At 71.9% G+C, this 17,805-nt stretch carries 16 protein-coding genes; 11 read left to right on the forward strand and 5 right to left on the reverse strand.

Annotation, left to right across the window (positions count from 1 at the left end; translation table 11 throughout):
* Nucleotides 1–87 precede the first annotated feature (87 nt).
* On the forward strand, nucleotides 88–771 hold the full coding sequence (locus AB0K15_RS22805; protein WP_360597819.1) for a M23 family metallopeptidase: 684 nt from the start codon (nucleotides 88–90) through the stop codon (nucleotides 769–771).
* A gap of 347 nt (nucleotides 772–1,118) precedes the next feature.
* Here the strand turns inward: AB0K15_RS22805 and AB0K15_RS22810 are convergent, their stop codons facing one another.
* On the reverse strand, nucleotides 1,119–1,301 hold the full coding sequence (locus AB0K15_RS22810; RefSeq protein ID WP_364053694.1) for a hypothetical protein: 183 nt from the start codon (nucleotides 1,299–1,301) through the stop codon (nucleotides 1,119–1,121).
* Between the two features lie 452 nt (nucleotides 1,302–1,753).
* Nucleotides 1,754–4,168: a DNA helicase PcrA gene (gene pcrA, locus AB0K15_RS22815; RefSeq protein WP_364053697.1), complete on the reverse strand. Its 2,415-nt coding sequence runs from the start codon at nucleotides 4,166–4,168 to the stop codon at nucleotides 1,754–1,756.
* A gap of 125 nt (nucleotides 4,169–4,293) precedes the next feature.
* Here pcrA and AB0K15_RS22820 point away from each other — a divergent pair, with 125 nt between their 5' ends.
* The 7 genes from AB0K15_RS22820 (at nucleotide 4,294) to AB0K15_RS22850 (ending at nucleotide 12,030) form a co-directional block, all read left to right on the forward strand.
* Nucleotides 4,294–4,728: a DUF1707 domain-containing protein gene (locus AB0K15_RS22820; RefSeq protein ID WP_364053700.1), complete on the forward strand. Its 435-nt coding sequence runs from the start codon at nucleotides 4,294–4,296 to the stop codon at nucleotides 4,726–4,728.
* Nucleotides 4,729–4,892: 164 nt separating this feature from the next.
* The gene (locus AB0K15_RS22825; RefSeq protein ID WP_220246175.1) at nucleotides 4,893–5,189 is read left to right on the forward strand and encodes a chorismate mutase; all 297 of its coding nucleotides are present in this window, start codon (nucleotides 4,893–4,895) and stop codon (nucleotides 5,187–5,189) included.
* A gap of 63 nt (nucleotides 5,190–5,252) precedes the next feature.
* Nucleotides 5,253–5,558, forward strand: a complete 306-nt coding sequence (locus AB0K15_RS22830) for a hypothetical protein (protein WP_364053703.1) — start codon at nucleotides 5,253–5,255, stop codon at nucleotides 5,556–5,558.
* 335 nt (nucleotides 5,559–5,893) lie between these two features.
* Nucleotides 5,894–7,849, forward strand: a complete 1,956-nt coding sequence (locus tag AB0K15_RS22835; RefSeq protein WP_364053706.1) for a hypothetical protein — start codon at nucleotides 5,894–5,896, stop codon at nucleotides 7,847–7,849.
* A 290-nt stretch (nucleotides 7,850–8,139) separates the two neighbouring features.
* On the forward strand, nucleotides 8,140–9,033 hold the full coding sequence (locus AB0K15_RS22840) for a hypothetical protein (protein ID WP_364053709.1): 894 nt from the start codon (nucleotides 8,140–8,142) through the stop codon (nucleotides 9,031–9,033).
* 212 nt (nucleotides 9,034–9,245) lie between these two features.
* Nucleotides 9,246–10,886, forward strand: coding sequence for a serine/threonine-protein kinase (locus AB0K15_RS22845; protein ID WP_364053712.1), 1,641 nt, complete (start codon nucleotides 9,246–9,248; stop codon nucleotides 10,884–10,886).
* Between the two features lie 13 nt (nucleotides 10,887–10,899).
* The gene (locus AB0K15_RS22850) at nucleotides 10,900–12,030 is read left to right on the forward strand and encodes a serine/threonine-protein kinase (protein ID WP_364053715.1); all 1,131 of its coding nucleotides are present in this window, start codon (nucleotides 10,900–10,902) and stop codon (nucleotides 12,028–12,030) included.
* 22 nt (nucleotides 12,031–12,052) lie between these two features.
* Here the strand turns inward: AB0K15_RS22850 and AB0K15_RS22855 are convergent, their stop codons facing one another.
* Nucleotides 12,053–12,955, reverse strand: coding sequence for a LysR family transcriptional regulator (locus AB0K15_RS22855; protein ID WP_364053718.1), 903 nt, complete (start codon nucleotides 12,953–12,955; stop codon nucleotides 12,053–12,055).
* A 104-nt stretch (nucleotides 12,956–13,059) separates the two neighbouring features.
* Here AB0K15_RS22855 and AB0K15_RS22860 point away from each other — a divergent pair, with 104 nt between their 5' ends.
* Entirely contained in the window at nucleotides 13,060–13,980 is a 921-nt protein-coding gene (locus AB0K15_RS22860; protein WP_364053721.1) for a DMT family transporter, read from the forward strand.
* On the opposite strand, the gene AB0K15_RS22865 is transcribed toward AB0K15_RS22860, so the two are convergent.
* Both AB0K15_RS22865 and AB0K15_RS22870 read right to left on the reverse strand, forming a co-directional pair.
* The gene (locus AB0K15_RS22865) at nucleotides 13,977–14,684 is read right to left on the reverse strand and encodes a response regulator transcription factor (protein ID WP_364053724.1); all 708 of its coding nucleotides are present in this window, start codon (nucleotides 14,682–14,684) and stop codon (nucleotides 13,977–13,979) included. The two genes, AB0K15_RS22860 and AB0K15_RS22865, sit on opposite strands and share 4 nt — an antisense overlap.
* Nucleotides 14,685–14,691: 7 nt before the next feature.
* Nucleotides 14,692–15,936: a PspC domain-containing protein gene (locus AB0K15_RS22870; RefSeq protein ID WP_364053877.1), complete on the reverse strand. Its 1,245-nt coding sequence runs from the start codon at nucleotides 15,934–15,936 to the stop codon at nucleotides 14,692–14,694.
* 302 nt (nucleotides 15,937–16,238) lie between these two features.
* On the opposite strand from AB0K15_RS22870, the gene AB0K15_RS22875 reads away from it, so the two are divergent.
* Together AB0K15_RS22875 and AB0K15_RS22880 are read left to right on the forward strand one after the other, a co-directional pair.
* Nucleotides 16,239–17,546, forward strand: a complete 1,308-nt coding sequence (locus AB0K15_RS22875) for a PspC domain-containing protein (protein ID WP_364053727.1) — start codon at nucleotides 16,239–16,241, stop codon at nucleotides 17,544–17,546.
* Nucleotides 17,539–17,751, forward strand: coding sequence for a hypothetical protein (locus AB0K15_RS22880; protein ID WP_364053730.1), 213 nt, complete (start codon nucleotides 17,539–17,541; stop codon nucleotides 17,749–17,751). Before AB0K15_RS22875 ends, AB0K15_RS22880 begins: the two co-directional genes overlap by 8 nt.
* Nucleotides 17,752–17,805 lie beyond the last annotated feature (54 nt).

Genomic DNA, 17,805 nt, shown 5'->3' on the forward strand with positions numbered 1-17,805 from the left:
CTGAAGGACGCACTGGACGGTGCGGTCATCCGCGTGCGGGGTTCGCACCGCATCGCACCGCCGTCCTCCGCCCTGCGTGGGCGGGTCGTGGTCGCAGCTGTCGCGGCCGGCGCGTTCGCCGCTGCCGCCGCGGGCCAGACCCTCAAGACCGTGACGACCGACTCCGACGCCGCCGTCACCCCGCTCGCCAACGCCCAGGACGCGAGCGCCTCGTTCACCCTCGGCAGCGCGGGTTCAGGGGGAGCCCCCGAGCTGCTGCCCGCCGGCCACTCCATGGACGCCTCCGCCGAGGCCGCCCGCATGGCCGACAGCCTGAAGGTCACCGAAGCCCGCGAGAAGGCCGAAGCCGCGGCCGCGCAGAAGGCCAAGGAAGAAGCCGAGCGCCCCAAGACCTGCCTGCCGGCCCACGGCACGTTCACCTCGGGCTTCGGCGCCCGCTGGGGCAGCAGCCACCTCGGCATCGACATCGCGAACTCGATCGGCACCCCGATCTACGCCGCCTCCGACGGCACCGTCATCCAGGCCGGCCCCGCCAGCGGCTTCGGCCTCTGGGTCCGCATCCAGCTCGACGACGGCACCATCCAGGTCTACGGCCACATGAACAGCTTCTCCGTCCACGAAGGCCAGAAGGTCAAGTGCGGCGAGCAGATCGCCGAGATCGGCAACCGCGGCGAGAGCACCGGCCCGCACCTGCACTTCGAGGTCTGGCAGAACGGCACGAAGAAGATCGACCCGCGCCCGTGGCTCGCCGCTCGCGGCATCGTGGTCTGAGTTTCGGTCGACTCTCCTTACTGTTCTTCGGTTTCAACGCTTTTTGGCTTCACCACTGTTCACCCGGCCACGGTCAGCGCCTCCGCGCTCGCCGTGGCTGCGTGCTTTCCGGCCCCTGACGACGGCAACCGATCACTGCGGCGCGATGTCCGCGACAGTGCCGCCGAGAGAACCGACGGGTTTCCGCGAGCCGCCCGAGGCTCTGCGATCAGCCGCCCCGAGTGTTCAGCCGCGCCGGCCCGCTCGTGCATCCATCACGTGGCTGCGCGCCGCGTCCCCTAGCGCTGCCGTGGCCAGGCAAGCCAGGCGCGGGAAGCTACGGCGCCGCCCGAGTGGGTGGTGCAGAGCTAGCGTTCGCCGGTGGGCGTGCGGCGGATGAAGTACGCGACGGCGACCTGCCAGACCGTGCAGAGGCCGGCCGCGCGGCGGCGGAGGGGCCAGCGGCCCAGGCGGCCCGCGCCGCAGGTTTGGCAGTGGCCGTCGGGGCCGAGGTCGTGGTGGCGGAGCAGGGCGCGCCACGCGGCGGCCAAGCGGTGGGCTTCCCCCGAAGCGCACCCAGAGCCGGGTTCGGAAGAGCTGGAAGGACCGAGCCCCGACGAGCCCGCAGCACCGCTCCCCGAGTTGGCAGAGTCCGCAGCGGCGCTCCCCGAGCCGCCACAGCCTGCTGCGCCACTTCCCGAGCTAGCCGAGCCCGCAGCACCGCTCCCCGAGCCGGCACAGCCAGCGGCACCGCTCCCCGAGCCGGCCGAGCCAGCAGCGCCGCTCCCCCACCCGGCAGAACCGCCGACACCTCCTGCCGGCCCCGAAGTCCCCAGAACTCCCCGTAAGTAGTCCTGTACCCCCGCGGCCAGGACCCCGAACAAGATCGCGTCCACACCCTCGTGCTCCCTCCCGAGGTGGCCGGTGGACGAGCACCAGCTTACCTCATTCATTCGAACTCATGTTCGACTGGAGGGAGACTAACCGAGGGGTCCGACAAAAATCAGAGCTTCACCATCGGCACGCTGCCGATCAGCATGAGGCGGACCTTGCCGGACGCGCCGAAGTCGATGGTGGCCGTGGCGCGGGGGCCGACGCCGTCGCAGGAGATGACGGTGCCGAGGCCGTACTTGTCGTGGCTGACGCGGTCGCCGACGTCGAGCTTGAGAGCCACCGTGTCCTTCCAGCCCTTGCCGAACGGAGACGACGAAGTGGTCGTGGACGAAGTGGAGCGCCGGCCCCACGTCGTGGCCGCGCGCGGGCCCGAGGACGACGAGCCCGAAGACGAGCCGAAGTTGCCGAAGCCCGGCGAAGACGGCTCCAGCCGGCGCCAGTCGACCAGGTCCGGGGGCAGCTCGTCGAGGAAGCGCGAAGCCGGGTTCATCTGCGGCTGACCCCATGCCGAACGCACCAGCGCCCGCGAGACGTACAGCCGTTGCCGGGCGCGCGTGATGGCCACGTACGCCAGCCGCCGCTCCTCCGCGAGCTCCGTCGGGTCACCGAGCGCACGCATGTGCGGGAAGACGCCGTCCTCCCAGCCCGTGCAGAACACCACCGGATACTCGAGGCCCTTGGCCGTGTGCACCGTCATCAGCGTGACGACCCCGGCACCGCCGTCGCCCTCGTCGCCGCCGTCGGGTGACGGGATCGAGTCGGCGTCGGCGACCAGGGACACGCGCTCCAGGAACGCGGCGAGCGAACCGGGCGCGGGCACTCCGTCGTCGAGCACCAGCTCGGCGTTCTCGTCCTGCTGGACCTCGGCGGTGAACTCCGCGAACTCGCGCGCCACCGTGACGAGCTCCGTGAGGTTCTCCACGCGGGACGCGTCCTGCGGGTCGTCGGACTCCTCGAGCTCCGCGCGGTACCCCGTGCGCTCCAGCACGGCCTCCAGCAGGTCGTGCACCTCGGAACCCGACGCCGCCAGCTCGCCCAGGTCGTCGAGCAACGACACGAACCCGGTGATCGCCTTGGCCGAGCGCGGGTTCAGCAGCGCCACCTTGCCCTCGACGGCATCGCGCAACGCCGCCGCGAAGGTGATGCGCTCGCGCTCCGCGTGCGTGGCCACGACGGCTTCGGCACGGTCGCCGATGCCGCGCTTGGGCACGTTGAGGATGCGGCGCAACGACACCGTGTCGTCCGGGTTCGACAGCACGCGCAGGTAGGCGAGCATGTCGCGCACCTCGCGCCGCTCGTAGAACCGCACGCCGCCGACGACCTTGTACGGCAGGCCGAGCCGGATGAAGATTTCCTCGAACACACGCGACTGGTTGTTGGTGCGGTAGAAGACGGCGACGTCGGAGTAGTCCGCCTCGCCCTTCTCCGCCAGCGCGTCGATCTCGCCCGCGACGAACGCGGCCTCGTCGTGGTCGTTGTCCGACACGTAGCCGACGATCTTCTCGCCGTCGCCCGAATCCGTCCACAGCCGCTTCGCGCGCCGGTTGGGGTTGCGCTCGATCACGGCGTTGGCCGCCGACAGGATCGTCTGCGTGGAGCGGTAGTTCTGTTCCAGGAGGATGGTGTGCGCGTTGGGGAAGTCGCGCTCGAACTCCTCGATGTTGCGGATCGTCGCGCCGCGGAACGCGTAGATCGACTGGTCCGCGTCACCCACCACGACCAGCTCGGCCGGGTCGATGCCCGTGTCGGTGGCCTCGGTCCCGGCCAGCACGCGCACCAGCGTGTACTGCGCGTGGTTCGTGTCCTGGTACTCGTCGACGAGGATGTGGCGGAACCGGCGGCGGTAGTACTCCGCGACGTCCGGGAAGGCCTGCAGCAACGAGACCGTGCGCATGATCAGGTCGTCGAAGTCGAACGCGTTGGCCGCTTCGAGCCTGCGCTGGTACTCGACGTAGACCTCGGCGACGCGGCGCTCCAGGTCGTTGGCGGCGTTGGCCACCGCCGCGTCGGGGTCCGTCAGCTCGTTCTTGAGGTTCGAGATGTGCACCGCGAGCGTGCGCGCGGCGTACTTCTTCGGGTCGATGTCGAGGTCGCGCGCGACGAGCGTGATGAGGCGCTTCGTGTCGTCCGAGTCGTAGATGGAGAAGCTCGACGACATGTCCAGCGTCTTCGCCTCGCGGCGCAGGATCCGCACGCACATCGAGTGGAACGTGGACACCCACATCGCGTTGGCGCGGCGGCCGACGAGCGACGCGACGCGCTCGCGCATCTCGGCCGCGGCCTTGTTGGTGAACGTGATCGCCATGATCTCGCCGGGGTGCACCCTCCGCTCCGCCAACAGGTACGCGATGCGGCGCGTGAGCACGCGGGTCTTGCCCGACCCCGCGCCGGCGACGACGAGCAGCGGCCCGCCGGCGTGCATGACCGCTTCGCGCTGGGCGGGATTGAGGTCCTCGAGCAGCTCGGAGGCAGCCTTCCGGGCAGGCGCGGGCTTTTCTGCGGGGAGATCGAAGAGGGTGTCCATCGCCTGTCCACGCTACCCCTGGGGTACGACACCTTCTTCACAGGCAACTGCGCCTGTCGACGTACGCCGTGGTGTCGCCTCCCGTCCGACGCGCAGCGGCGTCCGCGCGCGGAGCATTGAACGGTATGGACGACAAGATTCCCGCCCGGTTGAGGGCATCCGACGGCGACCGAGAACGCGTCGCCGCGACCATCCAGTCCGCCGGTTCCGAAGGCCGGCTCACGCTCGAAGAGGTGGAGGAACGGCTCGGCGCGGTCTACGCGACGCGGTACGTCGACGAGCTCGGCGCGCTCACCACCGACCTGCCGCGCCCCGAGGCCGCGCGACGGCCGGGATCCGGCTGGCCGCTCACCCGCGCCGCGTTGCGCGAGCACCCGGCACTGCGGATCCACGCCGCGATCGTGGTGGCGCTGGCGGTGCTGCTGATCGTGCGGTGGGCGGTGCTGGGCGTCGGGTTCTTCTGGCCGGCGATGCCGTTGTTCTGGCTGTTCGTCACCCTCGTGGTGCACGCGCGGGTGCGGAGTTTCCGGCGGCGCGGTGAAACTCCTGTGCCATACTGACCGCGTGCGGCACAGCAGTGAGCGATTTTTCTACGGGACCCGGACTCCGGCTCCCGTGATCGCGTAGTGCCCCACCCGCCATCACCCGCAGCCCCGGAGTCCACGGACCCGGGGCTTTCGCCGTCCCAGGGGCCACTGGGAGTCCGGACTTCAGAGAGGTCCCGATGAACGCGCAGACTCAGAACGCCGACGGACAGCCCGCCGAGAACACCGCCGCCGGCGAGGACATCTCCTCGCTGCGCAAGGAGATCGACTGGCTCGACGCCGAAATCCTGCGGCTGGTCAAACGCCGCGTGGAGGTGTCGCAGACGATCGGCGCGGCCCGCATGGCCGCCGGCGGCACGAGGATCGTCTACAACCGCGAGATGGACGTGCTCGCGCGCTACCGCGAGCTGGGTCCGGAGGGCCGCCAGCTCGCCATGGCGCTGCTCAATCTGGGCCGCGGCCGCCTCGGTCGATGAACTTACGGCCACATCAGGGACTTCCCCGATCCGCCGGTCCGCGAAAACGGGCAGACTGGACCCATGATTAACGTCATCGCCGTCATCATCGCGATCGCGAGCGTGCTGGCGGCACTGGGCCATGTCGGTTACCTGGCGCTGCTCAACAACGCAGCGGGTAAGCGGGCCGGCGGTGCGCCTGTCGCGCAGTACGTGCGCAGCCGCTGGGCGGTCGCCGGTGGTACCACGGCGGCATCACTGCTCGCGTGGCTGCTCACTTCTGGGGGACCGACGGCCGACGTCATCGCCATTGTGATTGCTGTCGGTAGCGGTGCTGTCGCGACGAAGGCTCTCCAGACGACCCGGGAGAAGTACCGCAGCGGAGGGTGACCGGCTCTACCTGCGGCGATTGCATTGCGTAGCGTGATCTCACGCCCGTTCGGTCGCCCCGACAGAGTGAAACCTGTGCAAGTTGCAGGTTGCCCCGAGACTTTCGCCTGGCGGTTTTCTAGTCTTGGGTTCGTGAGGACCCATGCGTCTGGGTCGGGCGAGGCCCGGAGGACGCGCGGGAGCTGCGGCTCCGCGCGCCTACTGCCGCGTGCGCGTGCAGATGCGCGGGAGTTCGCAAGTGTGGACGCAAGTGACTCCGTTCGCGCCTCTGCTCCGATCGGGTTGATCGAAGTGCCGGTGCCGTCACGCCCACACCGGGGAGGGGTCGGACGGGCATGACGGGAAACGCGATGGGTGGGTCGAGAAGCTCGAACCACCCGGACACGGTGACGGCCGCGGAGGTCACGGTGCCGGGCAGGCACCGTGCTCGCAGTCTTCAGGACACGGACACGTGGACGCCCGTGGTCCCGCCGCACGGCGGAGGTCACCACCGCCACCGGCCCGGCGGCGAGCACGTCGACGCACCGGCCGGCGCCCTGCCATTGCCCCCGCCCCGCCGTCGGGCGGCCGATCCCCGCTCGACGTTCGCGCCGACGCACGGGACCCTGCCCGCGCCAGGGCCCGGAGTGCTCCTGCCGCAGCCCCAGCAGGCCCGGCAGACGCACCCGCGCCGCCCGATCGCGCTCCCGCAGCCGACGCGCAGGCCGGACGAGCCGCGCGAAGAGCACCGGGTCCACGAGGACTACCGCGCCTACGACGCGCTCCCCGAGCACGCGCTGAACGGACGCGGCCCGTACGCGCCGCCGCCGACGCGAGGCCGCACCGAGCTACCTCAGCCCGGGCACGGCGACCAGGGCTTCACCGCCGGTCGGCTCGACGAGGCCGGCCCGATCGACGGCCCGACGGCACCCGAACCCGAGCCGCCCTGGAGCGGGGCGCAGTCCGGCGACCTCGCCGACGCGGCCGGACCGGAGTTCACGCAAGACCCACGACGAACGCCCACCACACCAGCCGCGCCGCCGGCGTTCGGCGACCTCGCCGACGCGGCCGGGCCGGAGTTCGCGGACGACGAGCGGCGCGTGCCCACCGGGCAGGCCGTGGTGCCGGACCCCCAGCCCGTGAGCGAGATCGACCGCGCCTGGGCGGCGCCGGGGACCACGCGTTCGCTCGCCGACGTGCCGATGCGCGACGGGCTCGGCCGGCCGCAGATGCGCCGCAGCCGGCGCGAGCGGGTCGCGGCCACCGCGGCGACGCTGGCCCAGCCGCAGGCCCCGGAGCACGCCGAGGCCGAGCTCGCCCGCGAGCACGTCGACCTGAGCGCGGCGCCGGAGCCCGCCGCCGAGCAGCCGGCGAAGCCCGAGCCCCCGCGGCGCCAGCGCGTCACGCTGCGGGCCCCGGCCAAGCCGCGGGTGCGCGGTCCGTTCGACGACGCCTCGCTCGACGAAGACGACGAAGTGCGCGTGTACGCCGCTCCCCTGCTCGACGGGCTCGGCAAGTTCGACCTCGGCTCCGTGCCCGCGTCGGTGACGCCGCCCAAGACGTGGCGGAAGGCGGCGTGGTTCGCGACCGGCGCGTCGGGCGCGGTGGTGGTCGGGCTGCTGTTCGCCGGGACCTTCCTCGTCGGCGGCCCCACCACGACCACCGACGCGCTCGGCGGCGGCTGGCCGGGCCGGCAGAACGGCGGCAACCCGCTGATCCTCCCGAATCCGTCGCTCGGCCAGCAGGGCGGCACGGGCGGCGACTCGCCCGACAGCAGCCGCTCCGGCGGCGGCCGCCACACCACGAGCGACGAGGACGACCCGAACACGCACCCGCAGAACGCCGTGGGCTCCGAGACCAGCGAAGACCAGTCGCCGACGGACACCTCGTCCGCCGGCGACTCGTCGGACCCCGTCACCACCGGGCCGACGTCGACGCCGGCCCGGCCGCCCGAGAAGCCGCCGATCACCCCGGCGCAACGCGAGACCTCGCCGACCACCGTCTGGTACGCCGCCGGCCAAGACCCCAAGACCATGGGGGACAACTCCGAGAAGTTCTTCAACAACGTCACCACCGACCCCGACGAGGCCGCGGCGGTCACCACCGGGGACCTCAAGCAGGAGGGCCCGCAGGGGCTGCGCCAGCGCTACGCGAACGTCGCGTACTTCGAGGTCAAGAAGGTCGAGATCGACCCGGACAACAACACGACGGTCAACACGCTCGAGGTGACCCACACCGACGGCACCAAGACCATCGAGAAGCGCACGCTCACCTTCGGCGACGACGAGAAGATCGCCGACGACGGCGCCTGACCAGGCATGATCGTCCGGCCCGGGCGGAACGTTTCGTGCAGGTGCAGACTGCCCGTTCCGATGCACGTGCGGTGCGGTAAGCGGTTGAACTTGCTCCGGGTGGGTGACATAAGCTGCCGCTCGTCGTATGACGACGGCATTCCGGCGACTGAGCCTGGCGGGTGCCCGTCGCCACAGGGTTACCTGGCGACAGCGGGTCCGGGAACCGACCACGAATCGGCCGTCCGGACCAGCGGCGTACGACCGAACGGGCGTACCGCCGTCCCCCGAACCCCAGAGCGAGGACTTTCGTGCTTGATCGGCAGCGCACACGGCGTGAGACCCGCGAGGTCACTGCCGTCCGCGTCGAGGACGTGATCCCTCCCGACCTGCTCGACGGCGTCGGCGACGCGGACCGCGACTACCTCGAGCAGGTCTTCCGCGAGCCGCAGAAGTACCTGCCGCCGCGGTCGCACCGCGCGGAGGCCGCCAGATCCGCCGAGCCGGCCGAAGAGCCCGAGAGCCGCTTCGCCCGCCGCGCCAAGCAGGCGGGCCTCGTCGGCGCCGGCGCGCTCGTCGCGGGCGCCGTGGTCACCGCGGCCCTGCTCAGCGGCGGCCCCCGGCCGACCACGCCGGTCGCCGAGGACACCATCCCCACCGGTTTCAGCGGCGCCGCCGCGCTCGGCGGCCAGGCTGTGCCCGGCCCGCAGGAGCACGGAGCCGGCGGCACCACGTCCGGACACCGCGGGGGCACGCAGACCGAGTCCGGCGCCGGCACCACGCAGCCGGCACACGACACCGGCTCGAACACGCAGCAGACCGGCGCGCCCAGCACGGCCGCACCGAGCACCGCGCCGCCGTCGGAGCAGTCCGAGTCCGCGGGCGCGGAGACCACGTCCGACGCCGACAAGCTGCGGGCCGTGAAGGCCTTCTACTCCTCGATCGACAAGAACCCCGACAGCGCGCTGGCGCTGCTCGCCCCCAGCCTCGCGCAGGGCGAAGCCGGCAGCCTGGTCCGCGCCTGGAGCGCGGCCCGCTCGATCGACGTCCAGCAAGCGCGCGTGCAGGAAGACGGCTCCGTGGTCGCCATCGCGGTGCTGCACCAGGCCGACGGAACACTGCTCCGCGTCACGCAGTTGTTCGACGTCGTGGAGCGCGACGTCATCTCCGAAGCGCGACTGCTCTCCGCCGTCGCATTCTCGTGACCTGCGACGATCCTGTTCCGGGTAGACGATCAGACCGTGCCGAGTGTGTGTGCACAGAGTGAACGCCTAGCCTTGTCACGGGCCGGTCTCGGGAAAACCGGCACACGGCCCACGACAGGTGCCTACGCTGCGGTGCTGCGGCCGGTTCGAGGTCGCATCTGCGGGGTGGGCACGTCCCGCTCCGAGCAGTCGGAGCCCCAAAGGGAGGTCGCGTGAGCGACGAGGGTCGTCTGGTCGCCGGCCGGTACCGCATCATCGGCCGGATCGGCACGGGCGCGATGGGTGCCGTCTGGCAGGCACACGACGAGGTGCTGGGCCGCACGGTGGCTGTCAAGCAGCTGCTGATGCAGCCGGGCCTCGAGGAGCACGACGCCGAAGACGCCCGGCAGCGCACCATGCGCGAGGGCCGTATCGCCGCGCGCCTGCACCACCCCAACGCGATCTCGGTGTTCGACGTCGTCACCGACGACAACGGCCAACCGTGCCTGATCATGGAGTACCTCAACTCCACGAGCCTGGCCCAGGTCCTGCAGGAGCGCGGCACGCTGCCGCCGCTGGAGGTCGCGCGCATCGGCGCACAGGTGGCCGCCGCGCTGCGCGAGGCGCACGCCGTCGGGATCGTCCACCGCGACATCAAGCCGGGCAACATCCTGCTGGCCGGCAACGGCACCGTGAAGATCACCGACTTCGGCATTTCGCGTGCCAAGGACGACGTCACGGTCACCAAGACCGGGATGATCGCCGGCACGCCCGCCTACCTCGCGCCCGAGGTCGCGATCGGCGGCGACCCCGGCCCCGAGTCCGACGTGTTCTCGCTCGGCTCCACGCTGTACGCCGCGTGCGAAGGCCAGCCGCCGTTCGGGCTGTCGGAGAACACGCTGAGCCTGCTGCACGCCGTCGCCGCGGGGCAGATCAACCCGCCGCGCCAGTCGGGCCCGCTCGCGAGCGTGCTCGCCGTGCTGCTGCACCCCGACATCCACCACCGGCCCACCGCCGAGGAGTGCGAAGAGCTGCTGGCGGCCGTCGCGCGCGGCGAGACACCGCTGGGCGGGCCCGCCGACGAGACCGTGATGGCGCCTTCGTCCGGCACGCTGGGCGCCGCCGCCGTGGCCGGCGCGGCTGCCACGCACCTGTTCCCCGAAGAGGACATGGACGACGCCGCGCACTCGGGCACGCTGCTCGACGCGCCCGGTCCGGCGCAGCAGTACTACGACGACGAGGACGAGTACCCCGCGGCCGCCGCCTACCCGCAGAACGACTACGACCGGTACGACCAGTACCAGGCCGAGCCCCCGCTGTACGGCGATCCCGGTCGCAACGGCCTGGCCGCCACCCGCGCCGTCCCGACCCACGACGTCTACCACGACGACCAGTACGACGACGGATACGACGACGGCTACGACGAGCCGCCGCCTCCGCGCGCGCACACCAGCCCCACCGACGACGAGGACGAGAAACCCGGCGCGTGGAAGAAGCCGGCGATCATCGGCGCGATCGTCGTGGTCGGCCTGGTGGCGCTCGGCGTGTGGCTGCTGAGCTCGAACAACCCGCCGGACGCGTCGCAGCAGCCCGCGCCCCCGGCCACGTCGTCGAGCGTGGTGCCGACCACAGGTTCAGCGCCTTCGACCGAGGAAGCAACCACGAGCGAAGAAGAGACGTCCTCTTCAGAGGAGTCCTCTTCACGCGAGACGACGCCGTCTCGCCGGACATCCCAGCGGAACACTCCTTCGCGGGAGACCTCGTCCGAGCAAGAGACCCCGTCCACTACTTCGAGTTCGAAGACCGTCACGCCTCCGACCTCGTCGGGCGACCCCACGGACACCGGCGGCCCGACGGCGTCGAACAACCCTTGATCCAGGATCAGATTTGAGTTCAGAAGGCACCATCGTCGGCGGCCGGTACCGGCTCGACCAGCCGATCGGCCGTGGCCGCGCGGGCATCGTGTGGCAGGCGTTCGACACGCGGCTGTTCCGCACGGTCGCGATGAAGCGCATGTACCTGCCCGTCGGCCTGCCGCCGGACCGCGCCGAACAGGCGCGTGCCGCGGTGATGCAGGAGGGCAAGGACGCGGCGCGCGTGGATCACGCGAGCGCGATCACCGTGTACGACGTGCTGCCCGACGGACCTGACGTCTGGCTGGTGATGGAGTACATCCCGTCGCGCGGGATGGCGTCGTTCCTCGCCGAGCACGGGCGGCTCACGCCCGAGCAGGCGGCGTCGCTCGGGATCATGCTGGGCGACGCGATGGCGGCGATCCACGCGGCCGGCATCGTGCACCGCACGCTCGAACCCGGCACCGTGCTGCTGGCCGACGACGGCGGCGTGAAGCTCACCGACATCGGCATCACCGGCGGCGGGGCGCACCCCGCCTATCGCGCGCCCGAGGTCACCCGCGGTGCCCCGGCCTCGCCGGCCGCCGACGTGTTCTCGCTCGGCGCCACGCTGTACACGGCTGTGGAGGGCGTGCCACCGTTCGGTGAGGACGGCGAGGCGTCCGAGCGGCCACCGCAGAACGCCGGCGTGCTCGCCGGCGCGTTGCGCAAGATGCTGCGGATGGACCCGACGGCCCGCCCGACGATGGCCGACACGGTGGCCGCGCTCAGCGCCATCACCGAAGGCCGCGAGCAGACCGCGTTCATCCCGCCGACGGCGCCCGCGATGCCGACCATGCCCGCGTCGCGGCCGCTCCCCCCGCAGCAGCCGGGCCAGCCGGGGCCGTTGATGCAGATGCCGGTGCAGCAGGTGCCCTACGCGCCGGCGGCGCCGCAGCCCATGCAGCAGCCGATGATCGCCCAGCCCACGCAGCAGATCCCGCCCCAGCAGCAGCCGGTGCAGCCGCCGACCGCGCGGTTCGTGCCGTCGCCGGCTCAGCAGGCGGCGGCAGCCGCGGAGGTGCGGCAGAAGGCGGCCGCCCGCCGGAAGCTGATCCTCACGGTCGCCGCGATCCTGTGCGCGGTGCTCATCGGGATCGGCGTGTCCGAGCTGTTCTTCGTCTGAGTCGTCCGGGTCTTAAGAGCCGTCAGGCGACCTTCGCGGTCGCTTCACGCATCGCGTCGATCAGCGTCCGCACGGCCGGGTTTCCGACGGCCCGCGCGGCGATGGCAGCGTGGATGATCCGGCACGGCTCGGGGTTGCGGATCCGCCGCACGGCCACGCCCGGGTGCGCGGATCCGACGCCCAGCTCCGGCACCAGCCCCACGCCGAGCCCGGCCGCGATGAAGCCCTGCGCCGTGAGGTAGTCCTCCGACTCGACCACGATGTTGGGCGCGAACCCGGCCGAGGCGCACGCGCCGTCGAGGATCGCGCGGCACATCCCGGGCATCGGGTCCACGCCCACCCACGGTTCGTCGGCGAGGTCGGTCAGGTCGAGCACGCGCTTGCGCGTCAGCGGGTGGGTGCGGGGCAGCACCGCGCGGTACGGGTCGTCGAGCAGGTGCACGAGCTCGATCCCTTTCGCCGGCGGCGCGGGCCGCGGGAAGACGACGATCGCGACGTCGGCGCGGCCCTCCTCCACCTCGGGCATCGGGTCGTCGGGGTCGACGAGCTTGAGGTCGAGCCACACGCCCGGGTGCTCGCGGCGGACGGCGGCCACGGCGTGCGGAATCACCGACGCGCCGGCCGTGGCGAAGTAGCGGATGGCCAGCTTGCCGGTGCGGCCCTCCTTGAGCTCGGTCAACGCCGCTTCGGCCCGGGCCAGCTCCGCACTCAGCGTCTCGGCGTGCTCCGACAGCAGCACACCCGCGGGCGTGGCGCGGATGCCGCGGCCGACGCGTTCGAGCAGCTCGGTGCCCGCTTCGCGTTCGAGGACCGAGAGCTGCTGGCTGATCGCCGACGGGGTGTACCCGAGGTTCCGCGCCGCGGCGGTGATCGACCCGCTGGTGATCACCGCGCGGAGCACCTGCATTCGCCGCACGTCGAGCATGCCCGAATTCTACAGCTCTGCTTAAGCGTTCCTGCAGTTATTTTCGCTTGTCCTTACGTCTGGGCGGGGCCACGCTGGATCGTGGCCGTGAAGGAGGAACTGGGGTGGGCGAGACGAAGACCCTGCTCAGGATTGCCGCGCTGGCACTGATGTGGGGTTCGAGCTTCTTCTGGATCAAGCTGGGGCTCGCGGCGTTCTCGCCGGTGCAGCTGGTGCTGGCGCGCCTGGTGCTCGGTGCCGTGGTGCTCGTGGCGCTGTGCCGGCTCGGGCGCCGGCGGCTGCCGACGGACAAGCGCACGTGGCGTCACCTCACCGTCGCCGCGTTCTTCCACAACGCGTTGCCGTTCCTGCTCTTCGCGATCGGTGAGACCACTGTGGACTCCGGCATCACGGGTGTGCTGAACTCGACGACGCCGCTGTGGGTGCTCGTGGTGGCGCCGTTCCTCGGGGTCCGCCACCGGATGACGGCGCTGCGCGCGGCCGGGCTCGTCGTGGGCCTCGCCGGGATCCTGCTGATCTTCGCGCCGTGGGAGGCGTCCGGGCTGCTGAGCTGGGGCGCGCTGGCCTGCCTCGCGGCGGCGGCGAGCTACGGCTTCGCGTTCGTCTACGAGGGCCGCTACCTCTCGGACACCGGCGACTCGCCCTACGCGCTGTCGGGCGGGCAGATGATGATCGCCGCCGGGCTCCTCGTGCTGGTGATGCCGTTCGGCGGGCTGTCGCCGGTGCACCTGACGCCGCTGGCCGCGTTCGCCGTGGTGATCCTCGGCATCGGCGGGACCGGGATCGCGTTCGCCCTCAACTACCAGCTGCTGGCCAGCGAAGGCGCCGTCGCGGCTTCGGTGGTCGGCTACCTGCTGCCGATCGTGTCGGTGGCGCTGGGCGCGATCTTCCTGCACGAGCAGCTGAGCTTCCGCGTGATCGCAGGCATGGTCGTGGTGCTGGGCGGCGTCGCGCTCACACGGGTGCAGCGGAAGAAAAAGGCCGTGACCCCGCCGCCGCTGGTGGCCGCGGAGCCCGCCGCCTAGACGAGCCTGCGGTCGGAGGCCCAGCGGGACAGCTCGTAGCGGTTGGACAGCTGGGTCTTGCGCAGGACGCTCGACACGTGCGTCTCCACCGTCTTGACGGAGATGAACAGCTCCGACGCGATCTCCTTGTACGCGTAGCCGCGCGCGAGCAGGCGCAGGACGTCGCGCTCGCGCGGGGTGAGCAGGTCGAGCTCGGGGTCGTTGATCGGTGCCGAGCCGGGACGGTCGGCGAACGCGTCGAGCACGAACCCGGCCAGGCGCGGGGAGAACACGGCGTCGCCGTCGGCCACGCGGACGATCGCGCGCACGAGCTCCTTCGACGAGATGGTCTTGGTGACGTAGCCGCGCGCGCCGCCGCGGATCACGGCGATCACGTCTTCGGCGGCGTCGGACACCGACAGCGCGAGGAACACGACGTCGGGCAGCTCCGGGCGCACGCGGCGCAGCACCTCGGCGCCACCGCCGTCGGGCATGTGCACGTCGAGCAGCACGACCTGCGGCCGGGTGCGCGCGATGCCGGCGACGGCGTCGGCCACCGAGCCGGCCTCGCCGACCACCTGCACCTCGTCGGTGATCGAGTCGAGCTCCGTGCGGACCCCGGCGCGGAAGAGCGCGTGGTCGTCCACGAGGAACACCTTGACCGGCTCGCGCTGGGTCTCCGTCACCGTGCTGCTCCCTCGCTCGTTGTCGCCCAGCCCGAGCATAGCGACGTCACGCCGCGCCCTTGGCCGCTTTGAGCGGCATGGCCAGCTGGACTTCGGTGCCCTCGCCCGGCGCGGTGCGCAGCTTGCACGTGCCGCCGTGGCGTTCCATGCGGCCGCGGATCGAGTCGGCGAGGCCATGCCGGTCGGCCGGGACCACGTCGGGGTCGAAGCCCTTGCCGCGGTCGCGGATGAACACGGTGACCTCGGTGGGCTCGACCTCGGCGTACACGCTGACCTCGTCGACGCCGGCGTGCTTGGCCGCGTTGACCAGCGCCTCGCGGGCCGCCTGGACAAGGGCGGTCAGGGGTTCGTTGAGCTCGACGTCGCCGACCACGACCTGGCTGACGGAGATCGCGAAGGTGTCCTCGACCTCGCCGCACGCGGCGCCGAGCGCCTCGGACAGCGGGACGGCGCCCTCTTCCTGCTCCTTCGACTTCTTGTCGCTCGGCTTGCCGTAGCCGCCCGGGCCGTAGAGCCAGCCGCGCAGCTCGCGCTCCTGGCCGCGCGCCAGCCGCGCGACCTCGTGCGGCTGGTCGGACTGGCGCTGGATCAGGGCGAGCGTCTGCAGCACGGAGTCGTGCAGGTGCGCGGCGATCTCGGCGCGTTCGTCGGTGCGGATGCGGGCGCGGCGCTCGTCGCCGAGGTCGCGGACCAGGCGCAGCCAGAACGGGATCGTCAGCACGGCCACGCCGACCAGCGTGGCGAGCACGGCGATGAGCGCGAACTTGACCTGGTCGAAGCTGCCGCTGCGGAAGACCACGACCCCGATGCCGGTGGCCACGAGTGCCACCCCGGCGAGGATCCGGATGATCGCGGCGCTGCGGCCGCCGCCGCCCACGAACGCGCCTGTGACGCCGTCGCGCGCCCCCGTGCGCCAGCGCCGGCGTTGCGATTCGTCGGCCTCGCGCCAGACCACGGCCGCGCCGAGCATGGCGATGGCCAGCGGCACGGCGACCCAGCCGCGGATGGTGCCGCTGAGCGTGCCGCTCGCGATGGCGAGGCCGACGCCGAGCGCGATGAGGCCGAACGCCTGCTGCCGTTCCTTCGTGGCCTTCTTGCTGTCGACTTCGGCGGTGTCCTCGGCCTGCTGCGGCACGAACACCCACAGCAGCCCGTACGCGAGCAAGCCGGCGCCGTTGAGCGCCGCGAGCAGCGCGAACGCCGTGCGCACCCACACCACGGGCACACCGAGGTGGTCCGCGAGCCCGCCCGCGACGCCGGCCACGGCCCGCCCGCTGCGGCGCCGGTGCATCTTCGGCCGCCCGGCCTGCCCAGCGACCTCGGAAGCGCCGGAAGACCCGGAGGTCCCCGGGATCCCGGAAGCCGCGGCGGCCGTCATGACGGCAGGCGGCACCGGCCCGCGGGCCGGGTCGCTCACCTGCGCGGCGACGCCGAGGTCGAGGAAGTCCTGCACGTCGTCCATCGTCACACGCCGCGAGGAGTTCTGGCATCGGGGAAGCCCCTGATCACGACCCGGACACCGGCCGCACTCAGGGGAAACCTCAGGGAACGTCCCCGATGTGGCGCCACCGCGGGTCGCGCATGCTTTGCCGTATGAGTGGTGCGAACGAGGCGCCGAGCCCGAAGTCGAATTCTTTCAACGGCTTCGAGGAGACGGTGAAGGATTTCTGGGTGAGCCGGCCGCGCCGGCCGCACGTGGGACGCAAGGTCGCGGGGGTCGCGGCGGGGCTGGGGAACCGGTACGGCATCGACCCGGTCGTGATCCGGGTGGCGCTGGTCGCGGCGATGGTGTTCGGCGGCTTCGGGCTGGTGTTCTACCTGCTCGGCTGGCTGCTGTTCCCGAGCGAGGGCGACGAGACGTCGGGCTTCGAGGCGATGATCGGCCGCGGGCGCTCGACGATGTCGAAGGCGTTCGCCGTGGTGCTGACGCTGGCGTTGATCCCAGCCGTCGGGTGGACCTTCGGCAACGGCTGGTTCGACGGCGGTGGCCTCATCGGGTTCGCACTGCTCTCGGCAAGCCTCTACCTCCTGCACCGCAGCCGCGGGCAGGACAACCGCCCGGCGCCGGTCGTCGCGTACCCCGCGTACGAGACGGCCCAGGCCGTGCCCGGAACCGGAGCCTTCACGATGACGGACACCACGACGGAGCCCATGGGCGCCGCCGCTCCCGGCTGGGACCCGCTGGCCGCCGACCCGGCGGGCTGGGACCTGCCGGACCCGGCGGGACCGACGCCGCCGGAGAACCCCTACCACTACGAGTCCGACGACCCGACCCCGCAGCCGCGTCAGCCGCGGTCGAAGATCGGCGGCGTGACGATGGCCGCGGCCGTGGTCGTGGCCGGCGTCGGCGTGGCCCTGAACCTCAACGGCGTCGACTGGTTCTCGGTGCGCCACATCATCGGCCTGGTGCTGGGCGTGCTCGGCGTCGGCATGGTGGCGGGCGCGTTCGTCCGCGGGTCCCGCGGGCTGATCGGGCTCGCGGTGCCGCTCGCGATCGTCGGCATGATCATGACGACCAGCGCGTTCAACGGCATCGACCTGCGCGGCGGCGTCGGCGACCTCGACGCGACCCCGCACTCGGTGGCCGAGCTGCAGCCGGTGTACCGGCACGCGGCGGGCGACATCGACCTCGACCTGACGCAGCTGCCGGCCGGCGACCCCATCACCACCTCGGTCAACAACGGCGCCGGCGACACCCGGGTCACCGTGCCCGCGACGGCCGACGTCACCTACACCTGCAAGAACTCCGCCGGCGACGTCGACTGCCTCGACCGCTCCACCAGCGGCGTCGGCCAAGCGGCGCTGACGGGCACCGACTTCGGCGACGACGGGCCCGGCGGGCAGAAGATCACCCTGAACGTGACCAACGGTGCCGGCAGCGTGGAGGTGCTCCGTGGCTGACAACTCGAACATCCCGACCCGCCGCCGCGGCGTGGACGTGATCACCCTGGTCGTCGGCCTCGCGACCCTGCTGGTCTCGGGTTACGTGCTCTCCGACGGCGCGAGCTGGCTGCCCACCTTCGACTTCCGCTGGGTCGTCGCGGGCGGCGCGGTGTTCATCGGGGTGCTGCTGCTGGCAGCTTCCTTGCGGCGCAAGCGATACTGACGCCCAGCACCACTCAACGCGAAGGGCCCCGTCGAATCCCGACGGGGCCCTTCG

Source organism: Amycolatopsis sp. NPDC049253 (assembly GCF_040678995.1).
GTDB lineage: Bacteria > Actinomycetota > Actinomycetes > Mycobacteriales > Pseudonocardiaceae > Amycolatopsis.